The following is a 22,095-nucleotide window of genomic DNA, read 5'->3' as shown; positions in this document are numbered from 1 at the left end:
AGATTGAGAAAAAAAAATTTAAAAATCCTGAAAATATTTATAATCATTCCGGATAAAATGACCAAAAAAACTATCTCCACTTAACAGGGCTACTAGAGCATATCAATAAAAATTTTGCCTTTTCCAACCCACGATTCCTGATGGGTTAATTCCTTTAAGAGGAATTAACCGACCGGTTATAATTAAAAGACCTAAACCGATTTCATTCTGACATCAATAACGAATAAATAAATTAGTGCCTAAATATTTGGCAAAATTTTTTATGATTACTGGAATTTTTTTTAAGTTTCTTGAACTTCAGGTTTAGTTTTATCGCTATGAGGACGTATTTCTCCCACTAATGAGTGTAATATACCAGCTAACTACTTTTTTATTTGTCCACAGTCCAAAAAGAATGAATAAGGTTTTAATTAAAAATTGTTTATATATACACATTAATTGGAAGTTAGAAGGTAAAATATCAAAGAAACTCTACTCAGCAATAATTGATGGATGAAGCTAGATTACAACCTTATGTTAATTTAATTGAACAATTACTCAACTGCCCCCAAGGTGATGAACCTAAGATCCTGCAAGCTGTTGAGGAATTGCTTGATGGGAAATTATTGCAGGTGATGGAATACTCTGCGGCAAGGTTGGAGGAACAAGGAGATAAAAATAATGCGGACAAGTTGCGGAATTGGGTGCTTTCTTTGGGGGAATATCTCAGCCCTCAAGAGGTAAATATTGAGGAATATCTGGGGTTTCTCCAAGAGGTATTACAAGCAGAATATGAAAGTAATAGTGATCCTGCGGTAGTTTATCCGATCTTAGAACGCCACCAACACCTGTTAGATGATACCTTTGCCCAAGTGTTGCAACAATGGGCGAGAAATGTCTTTTCTGAAAAAAATACAGAAGAGGCGGCGACGATTGCAAAGGTGATGCAAAATTTATGTAATAAGATTGCACAATTTCCTAGGGGTAGTCGGGCTAATAATCTGGAAATTGCTATTACAGGTTATCGCACTCTGTTAGAACCATATACCCGTGAAGCCTTTCCAGAACAATGGGCTATGATACAAATTAATCTGGGGAATGCTTATGGTAATCGCATTAGAGGAGACAGGGCACAGAATCTAGAGTCAGCTATTGTTGCTTTTAAACAGTCTTTAGAAGTATTTACCCTTGAAGCCTTTCCAGAACAATGGGCAATGATACAAAATAATCTGGGAAGTAGTTATAATAAGCGCATTAGAGGCGAAAGAGTAGAGAATCTGGAGTTAGCTATTGCTGCTTTTAATTGCTCTTTAAAAGTTTGTAGCCGTGAAGCCTTTCCAGAACAATGGGCAACGACACAAAATAATCTGGGGAATGCTTATAGTGAACGCATTAAAGGGGAAAGGGCTAATAATATAGAGTTAGCTATTGCTGCATATAACCAGTCTTTAGAAGTATATACCCGTGAAGCCTTTCCTTATGAATGGGCAAGGTCACAAAATAATCTAGGCACTGCTTATGGTGAGCGCATCAGAGGGAAAAAGGCTAATAATATAGAGTTAGCTATAGTCGCTTTTAACCGCTCTTTAGAAGTATATACCCGTGAAGCCTTTCCTTCTGAATGGGCAAGGTCACAAAATAATCTGGGGATTACTTATCTATATCGCATTCTTGGGGAAAGGGCAGAGAATCTAGAAAAGGCGATCGCAGCCTTACACCGGTCTTTAGAAGTATATACCCGTGATGCTTTTCCTGAAGATTGGGCTAGGATACAAAATAATCTGGGCGCTGCTTATAAAAACAGAAATCGTGGAGATGAGGCAGAGAATATAGAAAGGGCGATTTCTTGTTATCAGGAATCTTTAAAAGTTCGTACTATTAATGCTTTTCCTATTGATTGGGCAACCACTCAAAATAATCTAGGAAATGCTTACAGTAGCCGCATTAAAGGAGACAAAGCCGAAAATATAGAGCTTGCTATTACCTGTTACCAAGAAGCTTTAAAAATTTATACTCGTGAAGGTTTTCCTATGGACTGGGCAGAGACACAATATAATTTAGGGAATACTTTTAAAGAACTTTTTAAACTTCTTGGAAAAGTAGAAGACATTACACAAGCAATTACAGCCTATAAACAAGCGCGATTAATCTTTCAAGAAATAGAAGATGAGCAATTATTTCTCGATTGTTTATATCAGTTAAGCAAAGCTTTATTAGAAGGAGGATATTATACAGAAGCCATTGAAAATCTAAAAATCTGTCAGCAAAGCCATCAAGAAAAAAAAAATATCAAAAGTTTAGCCCCAATTTTATTCGATCTTGCTTATCTCTATCATCGGACTGGCAGACTAGAACAATCAAGACTTTATTTTAAAGATTCTTTGCGCCTATTTCGTCGTTTAGATGACAAGGAGAATATTGCTTCTGTTACTATTGCCCTGGGAAATTTAGAAATACAAATAGGACAGATTTCTCAAGCTTTGACTCATTTAAAAGAAGCAGAGAAATTTTATCTAGAAAACCACAATCGTGAACGGCTACAAGAAATTAACTATCTACTAGACATAATACAATCTTCTTAAAATGTCAAGACTAAAAAAACATAACTCAAGCCTAGAAAAATGGGGACTGAAAGAAAATCCTTTTCGGCCAACTCCCCCAAATGATCCTGAAAAAGTAGCACAAATTTTTTATGGACGAGATCAGGCTTTAGATGTAGCAATTCCTACACTTTATGAGGGACGTAATATCCTAGTAAGAGGTGCTTGGGGAATTGGCAAAACTTCCTTAATTTTCAATTTAATCTATCAGTTACAACGGGAAGTCGCTGAATTAGATGACAATGAAAAAATGTTAATTCTTTATCTGAGTAGCATTCCAGGAGAAAGTGCCACAGAATTTTATCGTGCTTTATTATTAGCGATCGCAGATAGTTTAGCCGATCTGGATCAAGAAGCACAAGATATTGCTAATACTATTTTAGGTTTTTCAATACAACGGACTAAAACTATAAATGAAGGACAAGTTAAGTTAGGTGTATTATCCTTCGGAAGAAGAGAAGAATCTCCCTCAAATAAACTTACTCCTACTGCCAATGCCGATCCTTATCCCTTGCTAATTCGTTTACTCAATCAAGCAGAAAAAAAATATTCTCGTCTTGTCATTGCTATAGATGATTTTGATAAAAAAGATCCCATTGTTGTCCAGAATATTTTAGAAGGCAGCTTAGATTTATTTCGGATGGGGAAAAATAGAGGATTTATTATGACTGGAAGAGGATTTACCGATCTTCAAGAAGCAACTTTAAAAGCACTTGGGATATTTTCTGAAGATATTCCCCTGGAAAAAATGAGTCAAGATGCTTTACGTCAAATTGCGATTAACTATCTTAATAGTGCTAGAAAAGAGCCACGAAACGATCCTCATCCTTTTACAGAAGAAGTCATGCAATTAATTACTAATTATGCTCAAGGTGTTCCTCGACAGCTTAACACAATCTGTGAAAAAGTATTACGTAATGCCGCTTCTGAAGGATGTGAAATTATTGATCAAACCGCCTTTAGTTCAATTTGGCAAACTCTCCAGCAAGAGTTTACTTATTCTCTCAGTCCTATGTTTCGTCATTTGCTATATGTTGCTTATCAAGCAGGTGGAATTAGTGAAGATATCTCTGATCGAGATTTAGATAAACTGGATGTTGTAACCTTTGTAGCACTTTATCCTCAACTTAAATCTATGGAAGAACAAGGGCTATTAATTCGCCAAGAAGATGAAAAAGGGTTTCGTTTTACTCCTTCCCAATTATTTGAACCGAAATTCCTACCTGAATCTAAATCTGAGTAAGACCACAGGTCCGGAATTTTTGCTATATTGTAGAGGCTGGTCAATATTCAACTATAAACAGCAATCTCCAGCCAAGAAATATGGATGAAGCTAGATTACAAGCTTATGTTAATTTAATTGAACAGTTGCTCAACTGCCCCCAAGGTGATGAACCTAAGATCCTGCAAGCTAATGAGGAATTGCTTGATGAGGGGTTGTTGCAGGTGATGGAAAGCTATGCGGCATGGTTGGAGGAACAAGGTAATAAGAATAATGCGGACTGGTTGCGGAATTGGGCGCTTTCTTTGGGGGAATATCTCAACCGTCAAGAGGTCAATATTGAGGAATATCAGAAGTTTCTCCAAGAGGTATTACAAGCAGAATATGAAAGTAAGAGTAATGTAGCGGTAGTTTATCCGATTTTAGAACGTCACCAACATCTGTTAAATGATACTTTTGCCCAAGTGTTGCAACAATGGGCGAGAAATGTGTTTTCTGGAAGTAATACAGAAGAGGCGGCGGCTTTTGCAGGGGTGATTCAAAATTTATGTAATAAATTTCAACAGTTTCCTAGAGGAAGTCGGGCTAATAATCTAGAAATTGCCATTACAGGTTATCTCACTCTGTTAGAACTATATACCCGTGAAGCCTTTCCTGTTGATTGGGCAACGACACAAAATAATCTGGGCGCTGCTTATAGCGATCGCATCCGAGGGGAAAGGGCAGAGAATCTAGAATTGGCTATAGCAGCATTAAACCTGTCATTAGAAGTTTATACCCGTGATGCCTTTCCTGAAGATTGGGCAAGGACACAAAATAATCTGGGGGCAGCTTATAATTATCGCATCCGAGGGGAAAGGGCAGAGAATCTAGAATTGGCTATAGCAGCATTAAACCAGTCATTAGAAGTTTATACCCGTGATGCCTTTCCTGAAGATTGGGCAACGACACAAAATAATCTGGGGGCAGCTTATAATTATCGCATCCGAGGGGAAAGGGCAGAGAATCTAGAATTGGCTATAGCCGCCTATAACCAGTCATTAGAAGTTTATACCCGTGATGCCTTTCCTGAAGATTGGGCAAGGACACAAAATAATCTGGGGTTAGCTTATAATTATCGCATCCGAGGGGAAAGGGCAGAGAATCTAGAATTGGCTATAGCAGCATTAAACCTGTCATTAGAAGTTTTAACCCGTGATGCCTTTCCTTATGAGTGGGCAGGTACACAAACTAATCTGGGGTTAGCTTATAATTATCGCATCCGAGGGGAAAGGGCAGAGAATCTAGAATTGGCTATAGCAGCATTAAACCAGTCATTAGAAGTTTTAACCCGTGAAGCCTTTCCTGTTGAATGGGCAAGGACACAAAATAATCTGGGGATAGCTTATCTATATCGCATCCGAGGGGAAAGGGCAGAGAATCTAGAATTGGCTATAGCAGCATTAAACCAGTCATTAGAAGTTTATACCCGTGATGCCTTTCCTGAAGATTGGGCAAGGACACAAACTAATCTGGGGAATGCTTATAAAAATCACATCCGAGGGGAAAGGGCAGAGAATCTAAAATTGGCTATAGCCGCCTATAACCAGTCATTAGAAGTTTATACCCGTGAAGCCTTTCCTGAAGATTGGGCAAGGACACAAAATAATCTGGGGATAGCTTATCTAGATCGCATCCGAGGGGAAAGCGCAGAGAATCTAGAATTGGCTATAGCGGCATTTAACCAGTCATTAGAAGTATATACCCGTGCCGCCTTTCCTTATGAGTGGGCAACGACACAAATTAATTTGGGGATAGCTTATAGTGATCGCATCCGAGGGGAAAGGGCAGATAATCTAGAGTTAGCTATAGCGGCATTTAACCAGTCATTAGAAGTATATACCCGTGATGCCTTTCCTTATGAGTGGGCAACGACACAAAATAATCTGGGATTAGCTTATAATTATCGCATCCGAGGGGAAAGGGCAGAGAATCTAGAATTGGCTATAGCCGCCTATAACCACTCTTTAGAAGTAAGAACCCCGATCACTTTTCCGATAGACTGTTTACAAACAGGACGTAATTTAGGGAATGCGGCTACCCTTAAAAAAGACTGGGAAACGGCAAGAATTGGCTATAGTCGGGCTATTGCTGCGGTAGAACAAAGTCGACAATGGGCTAAAACTCACCACAGTAAAGGAGAAATACAAGCAGATGCCATCGATGTTTATCACAAGATGATCGAAGTTTGTTTAAAAGATAACCTGTTCGATTTAGCCTTTACCACCGTAGAAAGTAATAAATCTCGTTATTTAGTAGAATTATTGGACTCTATTAACGTTCCGATTCCTGAGAATACAACCGACTCTCAAAGACCCCTGTATGATGAATATATGAAGTTACGTCGTCAGTTAGATATATCAGGGTTAGAGTTTAAGGAAACAAAAGAAGACAAGGAACACTTAAGCCGCGATCGTCTTCGTTTACAAGAACTCCTCAATCAAATCCAGATTTTTGATCCCGATTTTACCCTAACCCAACGGGTTGAACCGATTAAATTAAAAACTATTCAATCTATCCTAGATGAAAATACCGTGATTTGGGAATGGTATATAAGCAGCGATCGCTTTTATACTTTTATCATTACTCATAACAGTATTGATGTAGTAGTTAGTAACCGTGATGAGTTAGACATTTTAAGAAACTGGGCTAAAGATTACTTAACGGACTATCGTCAAAAAGGATGGGAAAGTAACTTACCCGAAAAACTAGGTAAATTAGAGGATACCTTATTACTGCCTCAAGTCTTAGCAAAAACGCCTCATGACTGTAACCATTTAATCTTAATTCCCCATCAATACTTACATTTAATTCCCATTCATGCCATTTCACCCCTACAACAAAGATTTACTGACGGTATTCAATATATTCCCAGTTGCCAACTTTTACACAGATTACATCAAAAATCCTTTAACAGAGAATCCCCTAGTCGTTTAAGATATTTTTTCGGACTGCAAAACCCAACGGAAGATTTAACCTATAGTGATGTAGAAGTAGAAACCATTCAACAAAAATTTAATCCTAATATTTTTATTCTCAAAGGAAAAGAAGCCACTAAAAACAAATTTATTCATCCCGACACCATAAAGAATTTAAGAGAAAGTTCTTTTGTTCATTTTGCTTGTCATGGAGGATATAACTTTAAATCTCCCTTAGAGTCAGCTTTACTTTTAGCTGGAAGCATAGAAACAGAACAAACCGCTATCAATAGAGAGGAAGAAACCTCAATCCTTACCTTACGAGATGGTAACAGAGGAAACACCAAAGAAGGGTTAACCCTGCGGGATATTTTTGAGAAAATTAACCTATCTCAATGTTATTTAGTCGCCTTATCTGCTTGCGAAACAGGGATAACCGGCTTTAGCAAAGAAATAGATGAATATATCGGGTTAGGAAGTGGATTTTTATATGCTGGAAGTCTTCATGTGATCAACAGTTTATGGAGTGTAGGAGATTTCCCAACAGCGCTGTTAATGATTCATTTTTATCAACTGCTGCTAGATGAAAGCCACTCCTTAAGCGTTTGTCAAGCATTACAAAAAACTCAACAGTGGATGCAAACCGCTACCAGACAAGACATTATTAACTGGGTAAAAACCTTAAACATTAGTAATGAAAAACTGATAAAAGATATCGCAACTTGTTTAAGAAGAGATTATCCTAACCCACCCTTTAACCATCCCATATATTGGGCAGCCTTTTGTAGTTTAGGCAATATAAGCTAGAATAATTTTAGTATTGTAAATACTTGTAGGATGTGTTCCCAACGCATCAATCTATATATATAATAATTTCATTAAAGAGATGTAAGGATAACCATGATGAAAGAATCAACAATAGATGAATCAACGAAAACCCTCTTAGTTTTTGTCAAACTCATCAAAGACAGAAACAGTATTTTTTCTGCTGATGCTTGGCAAGACTTAGCAAACCTAGACAAAAATTTAGCGCAACTAGAAACAGAAGAAGATTTTGAGATTGCTGATACCATTTTAGACTGGTGTGAGCAACATCCAGACATCCAAACTACTTTATCAGAAACTTGTCAAAATATTAGAGTTCGTGCTGATATTGTAGAAAATGAGGAACAATTAAAAGAAATCTACAATCTTAGGCAAGAAGGACAGATGATAGGCAATAAATCTTTAGTCCGCCAAACTATTCAAAGCACCATCAAACAACCTCCCCCAACCACCAAATAACAAAAAGTGATGAATGATATAGATATTAATATTTATGCGGCCAATATTCACAGTTTTATTTTTCAAATCCAAACAGGAATAGATGAAAACTTTCAACCGCTTTATTTCCCCCGTGAATGGGTAAATAATACTTATCAAACTATCATTCAACCTTTTCCAGATTTTACCGAAAAAACCCTAGACTTACGGAAAGACACCCCCAAAGCCTCAAGGTTTAGCCTATTCACAGAAAGTAAAAGAGGTCTTTTATTTTCATCTCAAAACCTAAACCCAAAAACGAATAAACCCTATCGAAAACTCTTAGTTTATCCTCAACAAATTGCCGATAGTTATGTCTTAAGCTTAAACTTTTATATTCCCCAAACCGCGCAGAAAGACAATATTAAACTTGAACAATTAAAAGAATTTAACCCTGATCATTGTTTACAAATTAATACTAAATTAGGTCAAACCTTTTTAATAACAGCCTTTTTAGACCCAAATATAACAGAAAATAAAGAAAAAATAGCCAATCAATGTTTACATCATTTATTAAATTTATCTTTAGAAGAAATCCAAGCAAAATTTTACAGAAAAGGGGAATTATTCAACAGTGAAATTATAGAATATGGCAATCCCAAACTCGATCAATTTCACGCTTTAATACTTTTCTTTGCTGAAGAATCTAGCAGTGAAAACTTCAATAAAATTTACTGGGAATTACCGAGTTTATTATTATACCATCACAAAATAATTACCGCTTATGCTGATAGTCGCCTAGACTATCACGAACTAGATAAAAAAGTGTCAGAAATTGACAGACTTATTTCTAGTTTTAACTCTCAACCCCAAGAAAACCAGATTTTATCCTCAAATGAACTCGAAGACTTTAATCAAAAACTCAAACAACTCTTAAACCTCTCCTTAGACTATTCTCGAAAACTACGTAACTTAGAATACTATCAAAATACCATTGCTATTCATAGTTCTAACTATCAAACTAAACTCAACTATTTACAAAAATTAACCAACAATAATCTTGACTTTTTTGCCTCATTATGTGGGGAAGAATGGACAACATTACAAACACAAATAAAAGCAGACTTAAACTATTTTCATCAAGGAACTATCATATTAAATCAAGGAATAGAAACCATTAGAGGACTGATAGAAATAGATCAAGCAAAAAGCGATCGCCTCAAAGAAGCAAGAGAAAAAGAAAAAGATATCCGTCTTCAAATTACCATATTAGCGATAGGTTCAGGTTTAGCAGTAGCGGGAATTGTTGCTACTAGCTACCCCTTAATTACCCCAGAAAATCCTTTATTACCTCCCTCATTCCGTCCCCTACATCCCTTTTCTACATCAGTTATTTTAAGCCTGATTTGTGCTATTTTGGCTTATTTACTCATAGAATTAATAGCTATAATAATTCGCAAATTTAAAAAATTTAAGGCATAACCAACTGTCATGCTTTCCCCATCGCCGATTTAATCATCTCCAATAACTCTTGCGTTCGTTCCTTAAAAAAACCCTCAAAATCAACCTCTCTTAACCACTTGGACTCAATTAAGTGAAAACGCAAAATTTCAGCAATTCTCTCCTTTGTTAACCCTTTTTCCTCCAACTGCGCCAAATATACCAAAGGGGTTGACTCCCTAAAAACCGATTCGTATTCATTTGCAATAAAGTCTTATTGACAATACTATAATCTTTACATTAAGCTTCCTATATTCGAGTGATCGTAGTCAATTATTGTTATACAAATTTCCTCTAGATTTCTATTGTACTTCGTCTAAGGCATTCTTAAAGCTAACTTATCTTGATCGTTGCGCTACAAATGCACTTTTCCTCTTGGTCACTAGGGGTGTGTAGAGTACACATATCCTTGTGATTCTTATCTTTGGGGATCGCCTAATCCCATTAAGATCGTACTTAAAAATGATCTTTTCAAGTCACACAAAAGTTTAATGCGTCACTTTTAGGGTGTACATATTAGCGAATATATTATTTATTATAGGCAAGTATTGTGATCCCCCCCAAATCTATACCAGCTAAGAATTATATGTGATTTGATCCCCATTGGTGGCAGGAAATATTTTACCCCATGAAGGGGATCTCCATGAACTGATTATCTTTAATAACTATATAACTATTGAGTTTAAGGGTGTTGGCGTGAATTTACATTGGAGTATCCACAGAGCGATCGCATGGAGGGCAAACCAACCCACCGCGATAGCTTCAACGTCATCAAAACGACTTCATCAATTGAGTGCTGATTGCCCTTGGGCACAGAAATGGTCGTCCCTAGTGTGGCAGCAGGGTGAAAGTCAAGCCGTGCAAAGATTTTAACCGTCGAAGTTCCATCGGTGGCAGCAGCATCTACCTTGATGGACGCGCTCACACTTAGTTGACTCAATGGTTGATCTTGTAGCCAAATTTCTGTTGGCATCTCACCCCCACCTAAAAAATTGATAATAATCTGGAAAAATCTGCCAAATGACTGTTGTAACCCTAGATTGCAGCGATTCCCACAGCCAATTTCGAGCTTCTGGCACCAATTGGAGATACTCGATTGCCACGTCTAGAATAGCTTGGAACGTTTCTGGACTTTCCATAACCGACTCGGCCTGAGTCAACCACGCGGATAGTTCTAGCACACTTTCCCGGTATTGAGAGGGAATATGTCGGCCCCTGAAATCGTCAGTAGAGGTCGCTGATTCGGTTTGAGAGCCAGGACACTCGCCGTTATCATTTATTTCTAAAGCGTTTTGTTGTACTTCATCAAAAGCCGGAGATTGAGCATCACAACAGCCGCCGTTATTATTTATTTCTATAGCGTTTTGTTGTGCTTCGTCCTGGTCCACCGATTGAGCATCACAACAGTTGCCGTTATTATTATTATTTATTGGCGAGTGTTGTGACCCCCAGGAATCAGACTCAGAGCTAAGTTGAACCGCTTTTAAAGTCAGAGTTTTTTCGCCTGAAATTTCCTTTGTTCCTTGTACTGTTTCACTACTATTGTTGTCCAACGAGAAAGGTTGAGCATCACAACAGTCGCCGTTGTTATAATTAATTGTCAGCGAGTGTTGTGACCCCCAGGAATCAGACTCAGAGAGAACTTGAACGGGTTTTGGAGTCAAAGTTTTTTCAGAGGCAACTTCCCTCGTAGCTTCGACTCTTTCACCAACGTTGTTGTCCAATGAGAGAGGTTGAGCGTCACAACAGTCGCCGTTATTATTATTATTGATCAGCGAGTGTTGTGACCCCCAGGATTCAGACCCAGAGCTAAGTTGAACCGGTTTTTGAGAAGAAGTTTTTTGTTCGGCAATTACCCCCGTAGCTTCGACGTTTTTAGCACTATTGTTATCCAACGAGAGGGGTACAAGATCACAACAGTTGCCGTTGTTATTATTAATTGTCAGCGAGTGTTGTGACCCCCAGGAATTAGACTCAGAGCTAAGTTGAACCGCTTTTGGAGTCAGAGTTTTTTCCCTAGAAATTGCCCCCGTAGCTTCGACGCTTTCATGAATGTTGTTGACCAAGAAAAGAGTTTGAGGATCACAACACTCGACAGTATTATTTATATTTACTGGCTCTGATGCCCAAGAGTCAGATTCAGAGCCAAGTTGCTCCCATTTCTGGCTTAAAGAATCTAGAACCGCAATGCGATCGGGATCATTTAGCTTATCGAGAGCAAGTCGGTAAAAACGTTGTCTCCCCTTCACCTGACGCTCAAATTTCAGATGCAGCCCAACACGATTGAGCAGTCGGTTAATAAATTGGATGGGCTTGGTTTGGTTTGTTACCTTGAAATTAAAAGCAGTATTTATACTTCGAGAAAACTTTCTCGCTAGTCGTAGCACTTTCTGAATGCCTTCATCGTCACCGCTATACTCCTTATCGGGATTTTGTAAATCGATGCTCTCAAAAAGCCCGATATCTTGCAGAACTTTAATTTGGAAAGAATAAGTCCGTATATCGGGCAAATAAACCGCCCCATTAACAAATTGCCACAGATGATCTAACCACTCCCGCAGGTCGAGAATTTTAGTTTTATCAGGGTTTTGGGAGTACCAGAACAGTTTTTGAGCATTAAGCCACTTGCGGCGGTCTTTCGTAGTTGCCTTGTATATGAATTCTTTGGTCAATTCTATCCCAGGAAGTTCCGCCTTCAGGAGAGCTTTAGCTATCTGGCGGCTTTCCTCTTGAGTAGGATTGTTTTTTTGGGACATTAAAAGCGCGACATCAAGCGGAATATCGTCTGCTTCAGAGATTGCCTCCGCTTCCTCCTTTGGTAGCTGTTTTTTTATGTCGGCAACCCTAGACCCCTCGTCAGTGTTATCGCGCCCTTTATTATTGATAATAATGTGACCTTCTTCTATTAACTGGCGGTGTAACTCGCAAGCTAGGTTAGCTAATCCATAATTCTTCCTGGCTATGAGGCTACAGTACAGATTAACGTGAGGATTATCCCAAGTTTGTGTTTCCCGATTCCAAATAGCATCGTAAGCTTGGCGAATTTGCCAATCAGTAGGATTATCGGGCGCGATCGCTTTAGCCACATCAATGAGGATGCTCGTTTCCCTATGGAAGGTAAACAGATGCTCCTTAATTTCTTCGGGGAAAAAAGAGTTATGGCCTTCGACTTTCCCACGACTACGACACCAGATAATCCGAGGGATATTCTCTCTTACCCGACTGAGCATTTGGCGACATTGACTCGGTTCGAGAACACCAGTAAAGAAAGCATACATGAGGTCAAACCAAGACAGATCGATGGAGACTCCTGCCCCCATCGAGGAAGTGTAAATGAGGACATCTGGCTTAATTTCTAGAAGTTTATCGTTGGGACGCTCGACAAAACTCCTTCCCTCGTCGGTTTCTGTGGTGCTACTGTCAATGCGGACGACAATTAGGTGGGGGTAGCATTCTCGAATAAAACGCTCTAAAGCTTCGGCTTGGTCTTGAGAATCGGTGGGGATAGCGATTCTTCGCTGCCTTTCGACTCCATTATCAATTACCGGTCTGGCTAAATCGGCAATTAATTGCGCGATCGCAGTATCTTTCTTGCCCGTATGAAATTCTATTGACCATTGGGTTTCCTTGCCTACATACTCGTTGGTGACGACGAAAACCGGAGCGTCCGGAACAAGCGCCTTAAAATAGTTGATGGACAGGCCACTCATGTCCGCATCGGCAATCAGAAGCATTCCGCCGTTGGCTAGAGATTCTCGTATTTTATTCTCCAAAACTCGCAGGATGAGAGGTCGTTTGTCCTTACAAGTCGAACTCAGCAGCAGGTGAATTAATGCCAGTTCTGACTCGTCGATGATGACTAGGCTATGCCTCCAATCCCGTTCTAGGAGCTTCCAGACGCTATCCCAACAAATTCCCAGGCTTTCCATGTTCTCCAACAAGGTTACACGGTCTAGACCAGAGATTTGATCGCCACCCCAGGTAATGCCCCACTTAAGACTCTGCTCTCGTCCTAAAGCCCGTCTGGGAGTGAGAGAAATCACCTTCATTCCCCCACTTTGGCAGGATTCGATAATCTTTTGAATCTGAACACTTTTACCAGTACCTTTGGGGGACTTCAGGGCTACAATACCCTCGTTGGGAATTAGAGCGGCTAAGTCAGGTAAGTAGCGGCTGTTTAGACGGATGTTCGGTTCGTAGGTGAGGCTTTGTAATTGACGCTGAACGGCTTTGACTTTGATGTCGCGCTGCGTTTTTTTAACCAGAGAGAAGAATTCATTCGTTGACAGCAATTTAATAGAAGCTAAAGCCGCCTCATCAATCTCATCTATGTCACCGTTATCCTTATCCCGTTGACCCCACCAAGCAATACGGGTTTCAAAACCGAGTGTTTCGAGATAGCCGATGGTGTTGCTGTAAATTTTGATGATGTTCTCGTTTACAAGACAACCTGCATCGGCAAATAGAATGGGTTGCAAAACAATATTGTTGGGGCTGGTATTATCGTCGTTATCGTCATTTTCGGCTCTTTGTGCTTCTATTTGCTCTTTTATGCTTTCTAGGTAGCTTTTAAGAGTTTCGGGGCTAGAGGCGAAGTTACCCCCAGAAGCCCCAATAGTGTACATTCCAAGCCGCTCACAAGTAATGGACGGTTTAAATGCTACTCCTTCAGTTAGGGCTACGGGAATGATGGTTTTGTCTTCTTTTTGCTTTTTAAACCATTTACTGATGACTTCATGGGGTTCAGTGGAAGGCGCAAAGAACGCTAAGGGTAACTCGCCATTTTTCAAGTGGACAGATGGCCCCTCGTTTCGCCGCTTCTTTTCCGATGATGCCCATAAATATTTGGGAAATTGGTCGAGGTAATCTAGACGAATTTGCCAGCCCACTAACTGACCTTGCTCGTTGGCTATAGGGCACAAAATACCTGAGACGGGAACATAAAGCTTTTTGCCGCCACGCAACACTCCCGCCAAATTGTCATCCACTTCGGTTTCTAGTTGCTGCCATTGCTTAACCGAGCGGTACAGTCCTGCTTCAATTTGCTCATCGCTCATGCCACGCTGTTGCAGTTGGTGGCGATGCTCGTCACTTAGTTCTAATTGGCTAAGAATTGAGCGGATAGCAATATCTCGTTCGGCATCAGTGAGCAGACGACTCAAGCGTAATTGTTTTCGCTCTTGTTCTCGCCTTCTCATTTCTTGCCATTCTCGCCGTTTTTCTTCTGTCCATGCTTCGGCTGAGGCTTTGTTTGTCCACATTCCGAACCCTAGACCGTCAAAACCCCGAAAAACATAGTCGCTTGGAGCCGCATCGAGTTCTCGACAATGAACGAGTTCTGTTACTGTATTTTGGCGACAGTCCTTTCGAGTACCACCACAGACGGGACATTCTCTCTTATAAAATCGTTTCCAACTCATATCTGTCCCTCCTGCTTTTTACAAGAAGGGGCACAAAGTTGTTCCAAGAACTGGAGTAATTGAGCGGCACAGGCGGGTTTATTCTTCTTGTCAACACTCCAATCCCATTGCTGAGTAACTTTTTGTATCTGTTCGGCTTGTGCTTTCGTAAACTGCCCTGGAACTTGCAGTCCGGTTTCGTGATGGATGAGACGGTATTCCCATTCTGGTAGGACTCGCTCATTGAGGGGGATAGATTCAATAATAAGAGTATAGATTGTATCTTCAATGGGGAAGAGTTCGATTTGAATTGCGCTTTGAACTGGGCTAATCATTATTCGTTTCTCCTTATTTTTCTCCGAAGAAACTGTCCTGATTGCCTACGGAAGCCAATGCCAAAATTGACTGGGGTGCGGAACTCGTTCCGCACGGTTGTACGTCTGAAAATAGCTATGATGTAGCGATGGCGATAAGTGCCTGGGGAAAATCTATGAAGATAGGAGTTACGCACTCTTCACTTTCATAATAAGGGTTTGAGGGAGCTACATAAGCGATCGCTTCAACCCCAAATCAAGGTTTCCGATGCTGAGTGCGTAAGTCCTAGAAGACATACCGCCCCTGATTCTGGCAAAAGTTCGTATTCGTAGGATTGCAAGCAGTTCCTAGATTTTCTGGCTAATAATTGGGGTTTGGCGTTGCTCCAATGAGCTAGGAATCAGTTGCCAATAACCCCAATTAGAACAGCCGCTAGGCACTGAAACGACGCAATCTCTTAACTTGGGCCATCAGTTCATAACGCTCGTAGCAAATTCCTAAGAATCGCTGATGGATAGGGGGCATATCGTCAAAATCTATACCCTTACCCCAGTTGAAAATGGTCTGACGCTTGACTCCCAATACTCGTACAAACAGTGCGATACACTGCTTGCGATAATTAGGTTGCATCTCGGCTGTCAAGATATCCACTTCCGACAAGCCGTCTAGACCGAACATTTTCCGACAGAATTCACGCGGACTTAATGAAGGCGGCTTTATTTCGAGGGGATACTTGGTACAGAGATAAATAGCTTGATTAGCATCAGAGCTTTGCGGTTTAGGGACAAAACCGTTTGTTGTTAGCATGGTCTTAATCTCCATGTCTGGGTAGTCAGATGTGGGGGGAAATCGTCGGTAGTAGGTGTCGGAAGCACCGAACCCGGCGTTAAGTATTCCTCTCTTCTCTGGGTTTATAGGGCGATTGTACTGCAAGAATTAAAGTCTTGCAACTTTATTCATCTTTCATTTAATCGAATATTTCCGGAAAAAAGGGTTGATGGAGTATAAATAATCATCAAACTTCTGTGTAATTTAATATTACTAAAAAATAGATTGTTAAGGAAAAACCTTAGATTTTTTGATTACACTATTTTTATAACATCTATCTAAAGACAGATAAAAAGTAATAGTTATAGTTACTCATTAAGCGAAACTTCAAAATACAATTTACACGATTTTAGGAATTTTTCTTGATTATACAAAAAATCGAAATTTCATGAAAATAAATTTTTATAGGTTCGACGTTGGATTATAGAGAATCGTTAACTGTTGTATTTTTCTAATGTAGGTATTGTAAGTAATGTAAGGGTAACAGGTTCGGTTCTCCACGTTGAAGTATGCTAGTTCATACCTATAAGCCATATAAGCTCTGAGTTTTAGTTATAAAGTGACAGTAACCAACTCAGATTGTTACCCTATAAAGTTTATACCGTTTAGTTAGCATACTTAAACTTGTAGAGCCACAGGTTCTTGAGCCAAACAGTTCAGTTACGGCTAAGAGACTTTATCCTCAAGATTGACAGAATCAGAGAGTAAAGTGGCTCAACCCGCTAAAATATTTTATAATTTGAAAGTAAAAAGAAGTTATTTTCCTTCTGCAATATCAGTGTATATAAAAATTTTTATAGCTAAGAAAAGAAGAAGCATAAACTCTATTGCGACAAGTACCTGAATTGCCAAGGTGGGCTTTGAGATTGAAAACAAGAAAGCTAATAAAGCTATAAAACCAGAGAAGACAAAAGTAATCTCATCGATAATTAACTGCTCGATTTTACGACTCTTCCGTAGCTTATCATTTCTGTGAGCGACTTCCCAACCCAAAATAGATTCGTTACCTTCATTACCTATCAAATCTGTAATTTTTTTAGCGAGAGTTATGCGAATATATCTACCAATAGCAGAGATTTTTTCATCATTAACCAAATAAATCCAACCAAGAATTAGACAAACCCAAGGAATAACCAGCAAAGCATAATAGCTTATCTTATTTGAGAGTGCAAAAGATAGAATACCGCCAAATGCTCCTATGGTCACAAAGATTATATTGTCGCGGAAGCCGATACGCTGGGCTTGCTCATCTTTTAACTTCTCATATTCTTGAAAATACACTTGAAGCAGATATTGTTGTTGCTCATTCATAAGTTCCTCCTCGAAACCAAATTGTTTAAAAGTATGCTCTAATTTTGACATTAATAGCGAAAATAGGCAAAATAGAAGAAGCTCTAAATAAATTAAAGGTTTATCCCATGCCTAGTGCAGTTATACTCACGGCTATTCAAGTGGAATATATGGCAGTTCGTGCCTATCTGAGTGAACTGCGAGAAGAGATGCACCCTCAAGGAACAATTTACGAACGGGGAAAATTTATTGATAACGGGAAAGAGTGGCAAGTTGGAATTGTGGAGGTTGGGGCGGGAAATGCAGGTGCAGCCTTAGAAGCCGAAAGAGCGATCGCTTATTTTAATCCTAGTGTAATTCTATTTGTCGGGGTAGCAGGGGGAATTAAGGATGTCACCCTTGGAGATGTGGTAGCCGCGACGAAAGTCTATGGATATGAGTCGGGTAAAGCCAAGCTAGTTTTTGAACCTAGACCTGATGTAGGAATTTCTACTTACAATCTCATCCAACGAGCGAAAGCGGAAGCGAGAAAGGAAGACTGGTTACAACGACTTCAATCATCTGTCCCTAATTCATCTCCTCGTGTTTTCGTTGCACCTATTGCCGCAGGAGAAAAGGTTGTCGCGTCTAAAAAATCTGCTGTGTTTAAGTTTCTTCAATCGAACTATGGGGATGCTTTAGCAGTAGAAATGGAAGGGCGAGGGATACTGCAAGCGGCTCATGCGAATCAGCAGGTATCAGCATTGATTATTCGGGGAATTTCTGACTTAATCGAAAAGAAAGGTGAGGCGGATGCGTCTGGTTCGCAGGAAATAGCTGCCCGTCATGCGAGTGCATTTGCTTTTGAAATACTGGCAAAATTCACTGGGGAATCAATCAAATCCCCCATTTCTCAATCTCGAACTTTAACAATTTCTTCTGAATCGACAATGATGAATTTAAGTACAACTCCTCCCAAAGTTTTTATTAGTTACAGTCATGATTCAGAGGAACATAAAGATCGAGTTCTTAGTTTAGCAGATCGCCTGCGGAGTGATGGTATTGATTGCAACATCGATCAATACGAAGAATCTCCCCTAGAAGGATGGGCGCGTTGGATGTTAAATCAGTTAGAATGGGCTGATTTTGTTCTGGTTGTGTGTACTGAGGCATATAATCGACGATTTCGAGGGTTAGAAGAGCCGAAAAAAGGACGAGGAGTTACTTGGGAAGGAGCGGTTATTTCTCAAGAATTGTATGATGCTCAGGTAAAAAGTACAAAGTTTATTCCGGTTCTTTTTTCTTCAGAAGATGAAGATTATATCCCGATCGTAATTCGGGGTTTCAGTCGTTACAAACTCGATTCTGATGAAGGGTATGAGATGCTCTATCGTCGTCTTACCAAACAACCCCTAACGACAAAACCCAATCTAGGTATATTAAAAACATTAGGAGATCGAAAACGCAAACAGCTTTTTCAAGATGAGCAAGTTTCTAAAAATTCTGACAATCAGACTCCATTGCCATCAGTGTCCCCTAACTTTTTCGCCTATGATGATGCTTGGGTTGGTCGAGAGCAATTAATCCAAGACTTAAATTATCGGATTCGAGAGTCCTGTCGTCTGCTGGTTTTAGTTGGAATGACAGGTATTGGTAAAACCGCTTTAGGGGAACGCTTGGCTGTTGAATTATCTGATTGGTTTGGGGGAGATTGGGGTAAATATTATCAGGAAAATTTTGATAATGAGGAGCAGTTTTCTGATTTTGCTAGTGTAGCCGCTCGCTGGTTGGAAAAGTGGGAAGAATTAATTACACCAGATGATCGCAGAGATACCCAGCGATTACTCTATCGGTTGTTGAAACACCTGCAAGAGAATCGTTATTTAGTACAAATTGATTCTCTAGAAAATATTTTGCAAGGGAATGAAGAAGAAGGTTGGAGTGATTTTAAAGATGAATGGTGGGTGAAATTTTTCAATGCTTTTCTCAAGTCAGATTCCTGTTTAAGTTGTATCATCATCACCTCACAAGATTTACCAAGACAAGTTGAAGAGATAGGAAGTCGCTCTCCAAATTTCTGGTATGGTCAAGCATTAAGCGGATTGGAAGAATTAGAAAGATTAGCTTTGTTTAAGAAAATAGGTCTAGAAGTTGATGTTAATTCAGCAGGAAAACCCTATTTAGAGCGAATAGGTAGTGCTTATGAAGGTCATCCTTTGGCATTGAGGGTGATTGCAGGGGAGATTAAAAATAAGCCCTTTAATGGTAATATTATCGCTTATTGGAATCAGTATGGTAGTGAAATAGAGGAAGTAGAAAAAGCGATTGCTGAAGCACAAGCGGGTAAAACAACTGGAGAAGATCCATTTAAGTTAGATCGCTTTACAAAAACTTTAAGACGAAATGTGCGATCGCGTCTTAATAAAACTTTTGCTCGACTAAAGGAGGATGTCAGGTATGCTTATATTTTACTCTGTGAAGCTTCCGTTTATCGATGTCCTGTACCAGAGAATTTTTGGCTGTCCCATTTAGAAGATTGGGATCGGGATGCAGAAGAACAAAAAGCAGCGTTAGATGTTTTAAGAGATCGATATTTATTGGAGGAATTAGTTGAAGAAAATCAATGTTTATTAAGACAGCATAATTTGATTAGAAGTGTGTCTTTGGAACATTTAAAACAATTGGAGGATGAGGATGAATAACTTGATACCTCCTAGCGAGTTAATTTTGAAAGAGCTTGGTATTGATCGAATTACTATAAAATCTCTTGATAGTATTAAACGCGCTAATTATAGATCTGTCATCAACTGGCTAACTAAATATAAAGCTAAGTCAGACGCTTCTAATTTAGAACAAATAAGAGGCTACTTAGAAGCTTTTTATCATCTCTGTAATATAGAAGAATGGGATAAAGCTAGTAAACTCCTTTCAATTCGCCTCAATACTCCTACTAATGAAGAGTTACACAAGCAACTCAAAACTTGGGGATACTATCAGGAACAAATTGAAATTTATCAAATAATTTTTAAAAAAATTGCTCGACATTGGGATGCTATTTGCTTAGAAGGGTTAGGCAACGCTGCGTTTGCAGGTGGCAATATAAAAGAATCAATTGAATACCATCAAAAGCAATTAGAAATTGCTCAAAATTTTCTTGATCAAGAAAGGCAGATTTCTGCGCTGATTGGATCTGCAAATTCTTTTAAGTTTCTAGGTAAATATGATGAGGCTACTAAATATTATTTAAAAATTTTAGAGATAGCTTTCCAAATTGCTAATAAACAAGGAAAAATGATGGCACTAGGTGGTTTAGGTAATATCCAGACCTATTTAGGGCATTACGGAATTGCGATTGAGTACCATCAGCAACAGTTAAACATAACAAAAGATATAAGCGACAATTTAGGTAAAATTGATGCTTTGCTTGGTTTAGGTCAGGCTTATCTTTATCTTAAAAACTATTCAAAAGCACTTGATAGCTATGAAAATAGTTTAGAAATTGCTAAAAAAATTGAAAATAAACATCTAGAGCTAAAAGCAATATCTGGTTTAGGAAGAACTTATTATGAGCTAGAAAAATATGAACTAGCAACTCATTATTATGAGAAAATTAAAAAAAATGCTCGTGAAATTAGTTTGCCATTAGAAGAAGCAGAAGCTATAGCAAATCTAGCAATAGTTCAAAGAGAATTAAACAAAAATTCTCCTGAGAATTTAGAAAAAATCACTAATAGTCTTAACGAATCTTTATCTATTTTTAATGAAGCAGGCAATCCTCTTCAGATAGCTGGTATTCTGAAAGAATTAGCAAAAACTTACGATTGTTTAGGAGATATCAAAACAGCAAAAAAATATTGTCAACAAGCTTTAGAAATAGCTATTGATTTAAAGCTTTCATTAAGAGATGAATGTGATGAATTAATAACTAAGTATTCAATTAATATTGATCAAAATAAAATACAACTTATAAAAACTAAAGAAATTGATAAAAATCAATGTGAGTCATTAAAAAATGAAATTGATGTCGTTATCATCACAGCAACTGGAGTAGAATTGAAAGCCGTACTAGATTTACTCAAACCTTACCCTCGAAGAAATAACAGTTATGTTTTCAAAGTATTTGATAAATTTGGAACTTATTATTTAGGAAAATTTGGATCTTATAAAACTGTTGTTACGAAGTGTAGAATGGGATCTACTGAGGAAAATGCTTCTAAAGATGTAACTAGAGAAGCATTGAGAATGTGGAAGCCTAGAGCTATTATTATGGCTGGAATAGCCTTTGGTCAAGACTCAAATAAACAGAAAATAGGAGATGTATTAATTGCTTCGGAAATCATTTTTTATGAAAAACAGCGTGTTGGAAAAAATAGCATTCCTCGAAGTCCTATTCCTCCAAGTAATCGCACATTATTAGATCGCTTTGAAACTGTTCATGATTGGAATTTTAAAAATCACGATAATTTACCATTTGAAATCAGAGTTGGTTCTATATTATCAGGGGAAAAATTAGTAGATGAGCCAGTTTTTAAAGCCAAATTATTTAATCAGTATCCTCAAGCAATAGGAGGAGAAATGGAAGGTGCTGGATTATGTTCAGCGGCAATAAGTGAGGGAACGGCATGGATTTTAGTTAAGTCTATCTGCGATTGGGCAGATGGAAATAAAGATAAAAAATATCAGGTTTTAGCTGCTAATGCTGCGGCTTCTTTGGTGCATCATGTATTATCTCAGTCAACTGTATTAAATGGAATTAAAAAGCCTTTTTATGATTGATTTATTAA

12 protein-coding genes are annotated in these 22,095 nt (G+C 38.7%); 8 read left to right on the top strand and 4 right to left on the bottom strand.

The features are described 5' to 3' along the window. The first annotated feature begins 488 nt into the window (after nucleotides 1-488). The 6 genes from CYAN7822_RS02480 (at nucleotide 489) to CYAN7822_RS37415 (ending at nucleotide 10,373) form a co-directional block, all read left to right on the top strand. A complete protein-coding gene (locus CYAN7822_RS02480; RefSeq protein ID WP_013320661.1) occupies nucleotides 489-2,561 on the top strand; it encodes a tetratricopeptide repeat protein in 2,073 nt (690 codons plus the stop codon). Nucleotide 2,562: 1 nt separating this feature from the next. Further along, nucleotides 2,563-3,822 carry an ATP-binding protein gene (locus CYAN7822_RS02475; RefSeq protein WP_013320660.1) on the top strand — a complete coding sequence of 420 codons (1,260 nt, stop codon included), beginning with the start codon at nucleotides 2,563-2,565 and terminating at the stop codon, nucleotides 3,820-3,822. Between the two features lie 80 nt (nucleotides 3,823-3,902). Further along, the gene (locus CYAN7822_RS02470; RefSeq protein ID WP_013320659.1) at nucleotides 3,903-7,565 is read left to right on the top strand and encodes a CHAT domain-containing tetratricopeptide repeat protein; all 3,663 of its coding nucleotides are present in this window, start codon (nucleotides 3,903-3,905) and stop codon (nucleotides 7,563-7,565) included. 93 nt (nucleotides 7,566-7,658) lie between these two features. Then, complete coding sequence (locus CYAN7822_RS02465; RefSeq protein WP_013320658.1) at nucleotides 7,659-8,042, top strand: hypothetical protein; 384 nt, start codon at nucleotides 7,659-7,661, stop codon at nucleotides 8,040-8,042. A gap of 9 nt (nucleotides 8,043-8,051) precedes the next feature. After that, nucleotides 8,052-9,482: a hypothetical protein gene (locus tag CYAN7822_RS02460; protein WP_013320657.1), complete on the top strand. Its 1,431-nt coding sequence runs from the start codon at nucleotides 8,052-8,054 to the stop codon at nucleotides 9,480-9,482. Between the two features lie 624 nt (nucleotides 9,483-10,106). Continuing rightward, nucleotides 10,107-10,373: a hypothetical protein gene (locus tag CYAN7822_RS37415; RefSeq protein ID WP_157871771.1), complete on the top strand. Its 267-nt coding sequence runs from the start codon at nucleotides 10,107-10,109 to the stop codon at nucleotides 10,371-10,373. Nucleotides 10,374-10,474: 101 nt separating this feature from the next. On the opposite strand, the gene CYAN7822_RS34325 is transcribed toward CYAN7822_RS37415, so the two are convergent. From CYAN7822_RS34325 to CYAN7822_RS02435, 4 genes are all read right to left on the bottom strand, one after another. Then, nucleotides 10,475-14,920 (bottom strand): plasmid replication protein, CyRepA1 family, encoded by a 4,446-nt coding sequence (locus tag CYAN7822_RS34325; protein ID WP_013320655.1) that lies wholly within the window; start codon nucleotides 14,918-14,920, stop codon nucleotides 10,475-10,477. Beyond that, nucleotides 14,917-15,234: a hypothetical protein gene (locus CYAN7822_RS02445; protein WP_013320654.1), complete on the bottom strand. Its 318-nt coding sequence runs from the start codon at nucleotides 15,232-15,234 to the stop codon at nucleotides 14,917-14,919. The genes CYAN7822_RS34325 and CYAN7822_RS02445 overlap by 4 nt, the downstream gene beginning before the upstream one ends. Nucleotides 15,235-15,646: 412 nt before the next feature. Then, nucleotides 15,647-16,021, bottom strand: a complete 375-nt coding sequence (locus CYAN7822_RS02440; protein ID WP_013320653.1) for a hypothetical protein — start codon at nucleotides 16,019-16,021, stop codon at nucleotides 15,647-15,649. Nucleotides 16,022-16,798: 777 nt separating this feature from the next. After that, nucleotides 16,799-17,353: a hypothetical protein gene (locus tag CYAN7822_RS02435; RefSeq protein WP_013320652.1), complete on the bottom strand. Its 555-nt coding sequence runs from the start codon at nucleotides 17,351-17,353 to the stop codon at nucleotides 16,799-16,801. A gap of 107 nt (nucleotides 17,354-17,460) precedes the next feature. On the opposite strand from CYAN7822_RS02435, the gene CYAN7822_RS02430 reads away from it, so the two are divergent. Continuing rightward, nucleotides 17,461-20,013 (top strand): phosphorylase family protein, encoded by a 2,553-nt coding sequence (locus tag CYAN7822_RS02430; protein WP_013320651.1) that lies wholly within the window; start codon nucleotides 17,461-17,463, stop codon nucleotides 20,011-20,013. After that, complete coding sequence (locus CYAN7822_RS02425; protein WP_013320650.1) at nucleotides 20,006-22,087, top strand: tetratricopeptide repeat protein; 2,082 nt, start codon at nucleotides 20,006-20,008, stop codon at nucleotides 22,085-22,087. The genes CYAN7822_RS02430 and CYAN7822_RS02425 overlap by 8 nt, the downstream gene beginning before the upstream one ends. The last annotated feature ends 8 nt before the right edge of the window (nucleotides 22,088-22,095 follow it).

Origin of the sequence: Gloeothece verrucosa PCC 7822 (assembly GCF_000147335.1) — a bacterium.
Taxonomy (GTDB): Bacteria; Cyanobacteriota; Cyanobacteriia; order Cyanobacteriales; family Microcystaceae; genus Gloeothece; species Gloeothece verrucosa.
The sequence above is the reverse complement of the archived record's forward strand: the minus strand, read 5'-3'. Positions and strand labels throughout refer to the sequence as shown.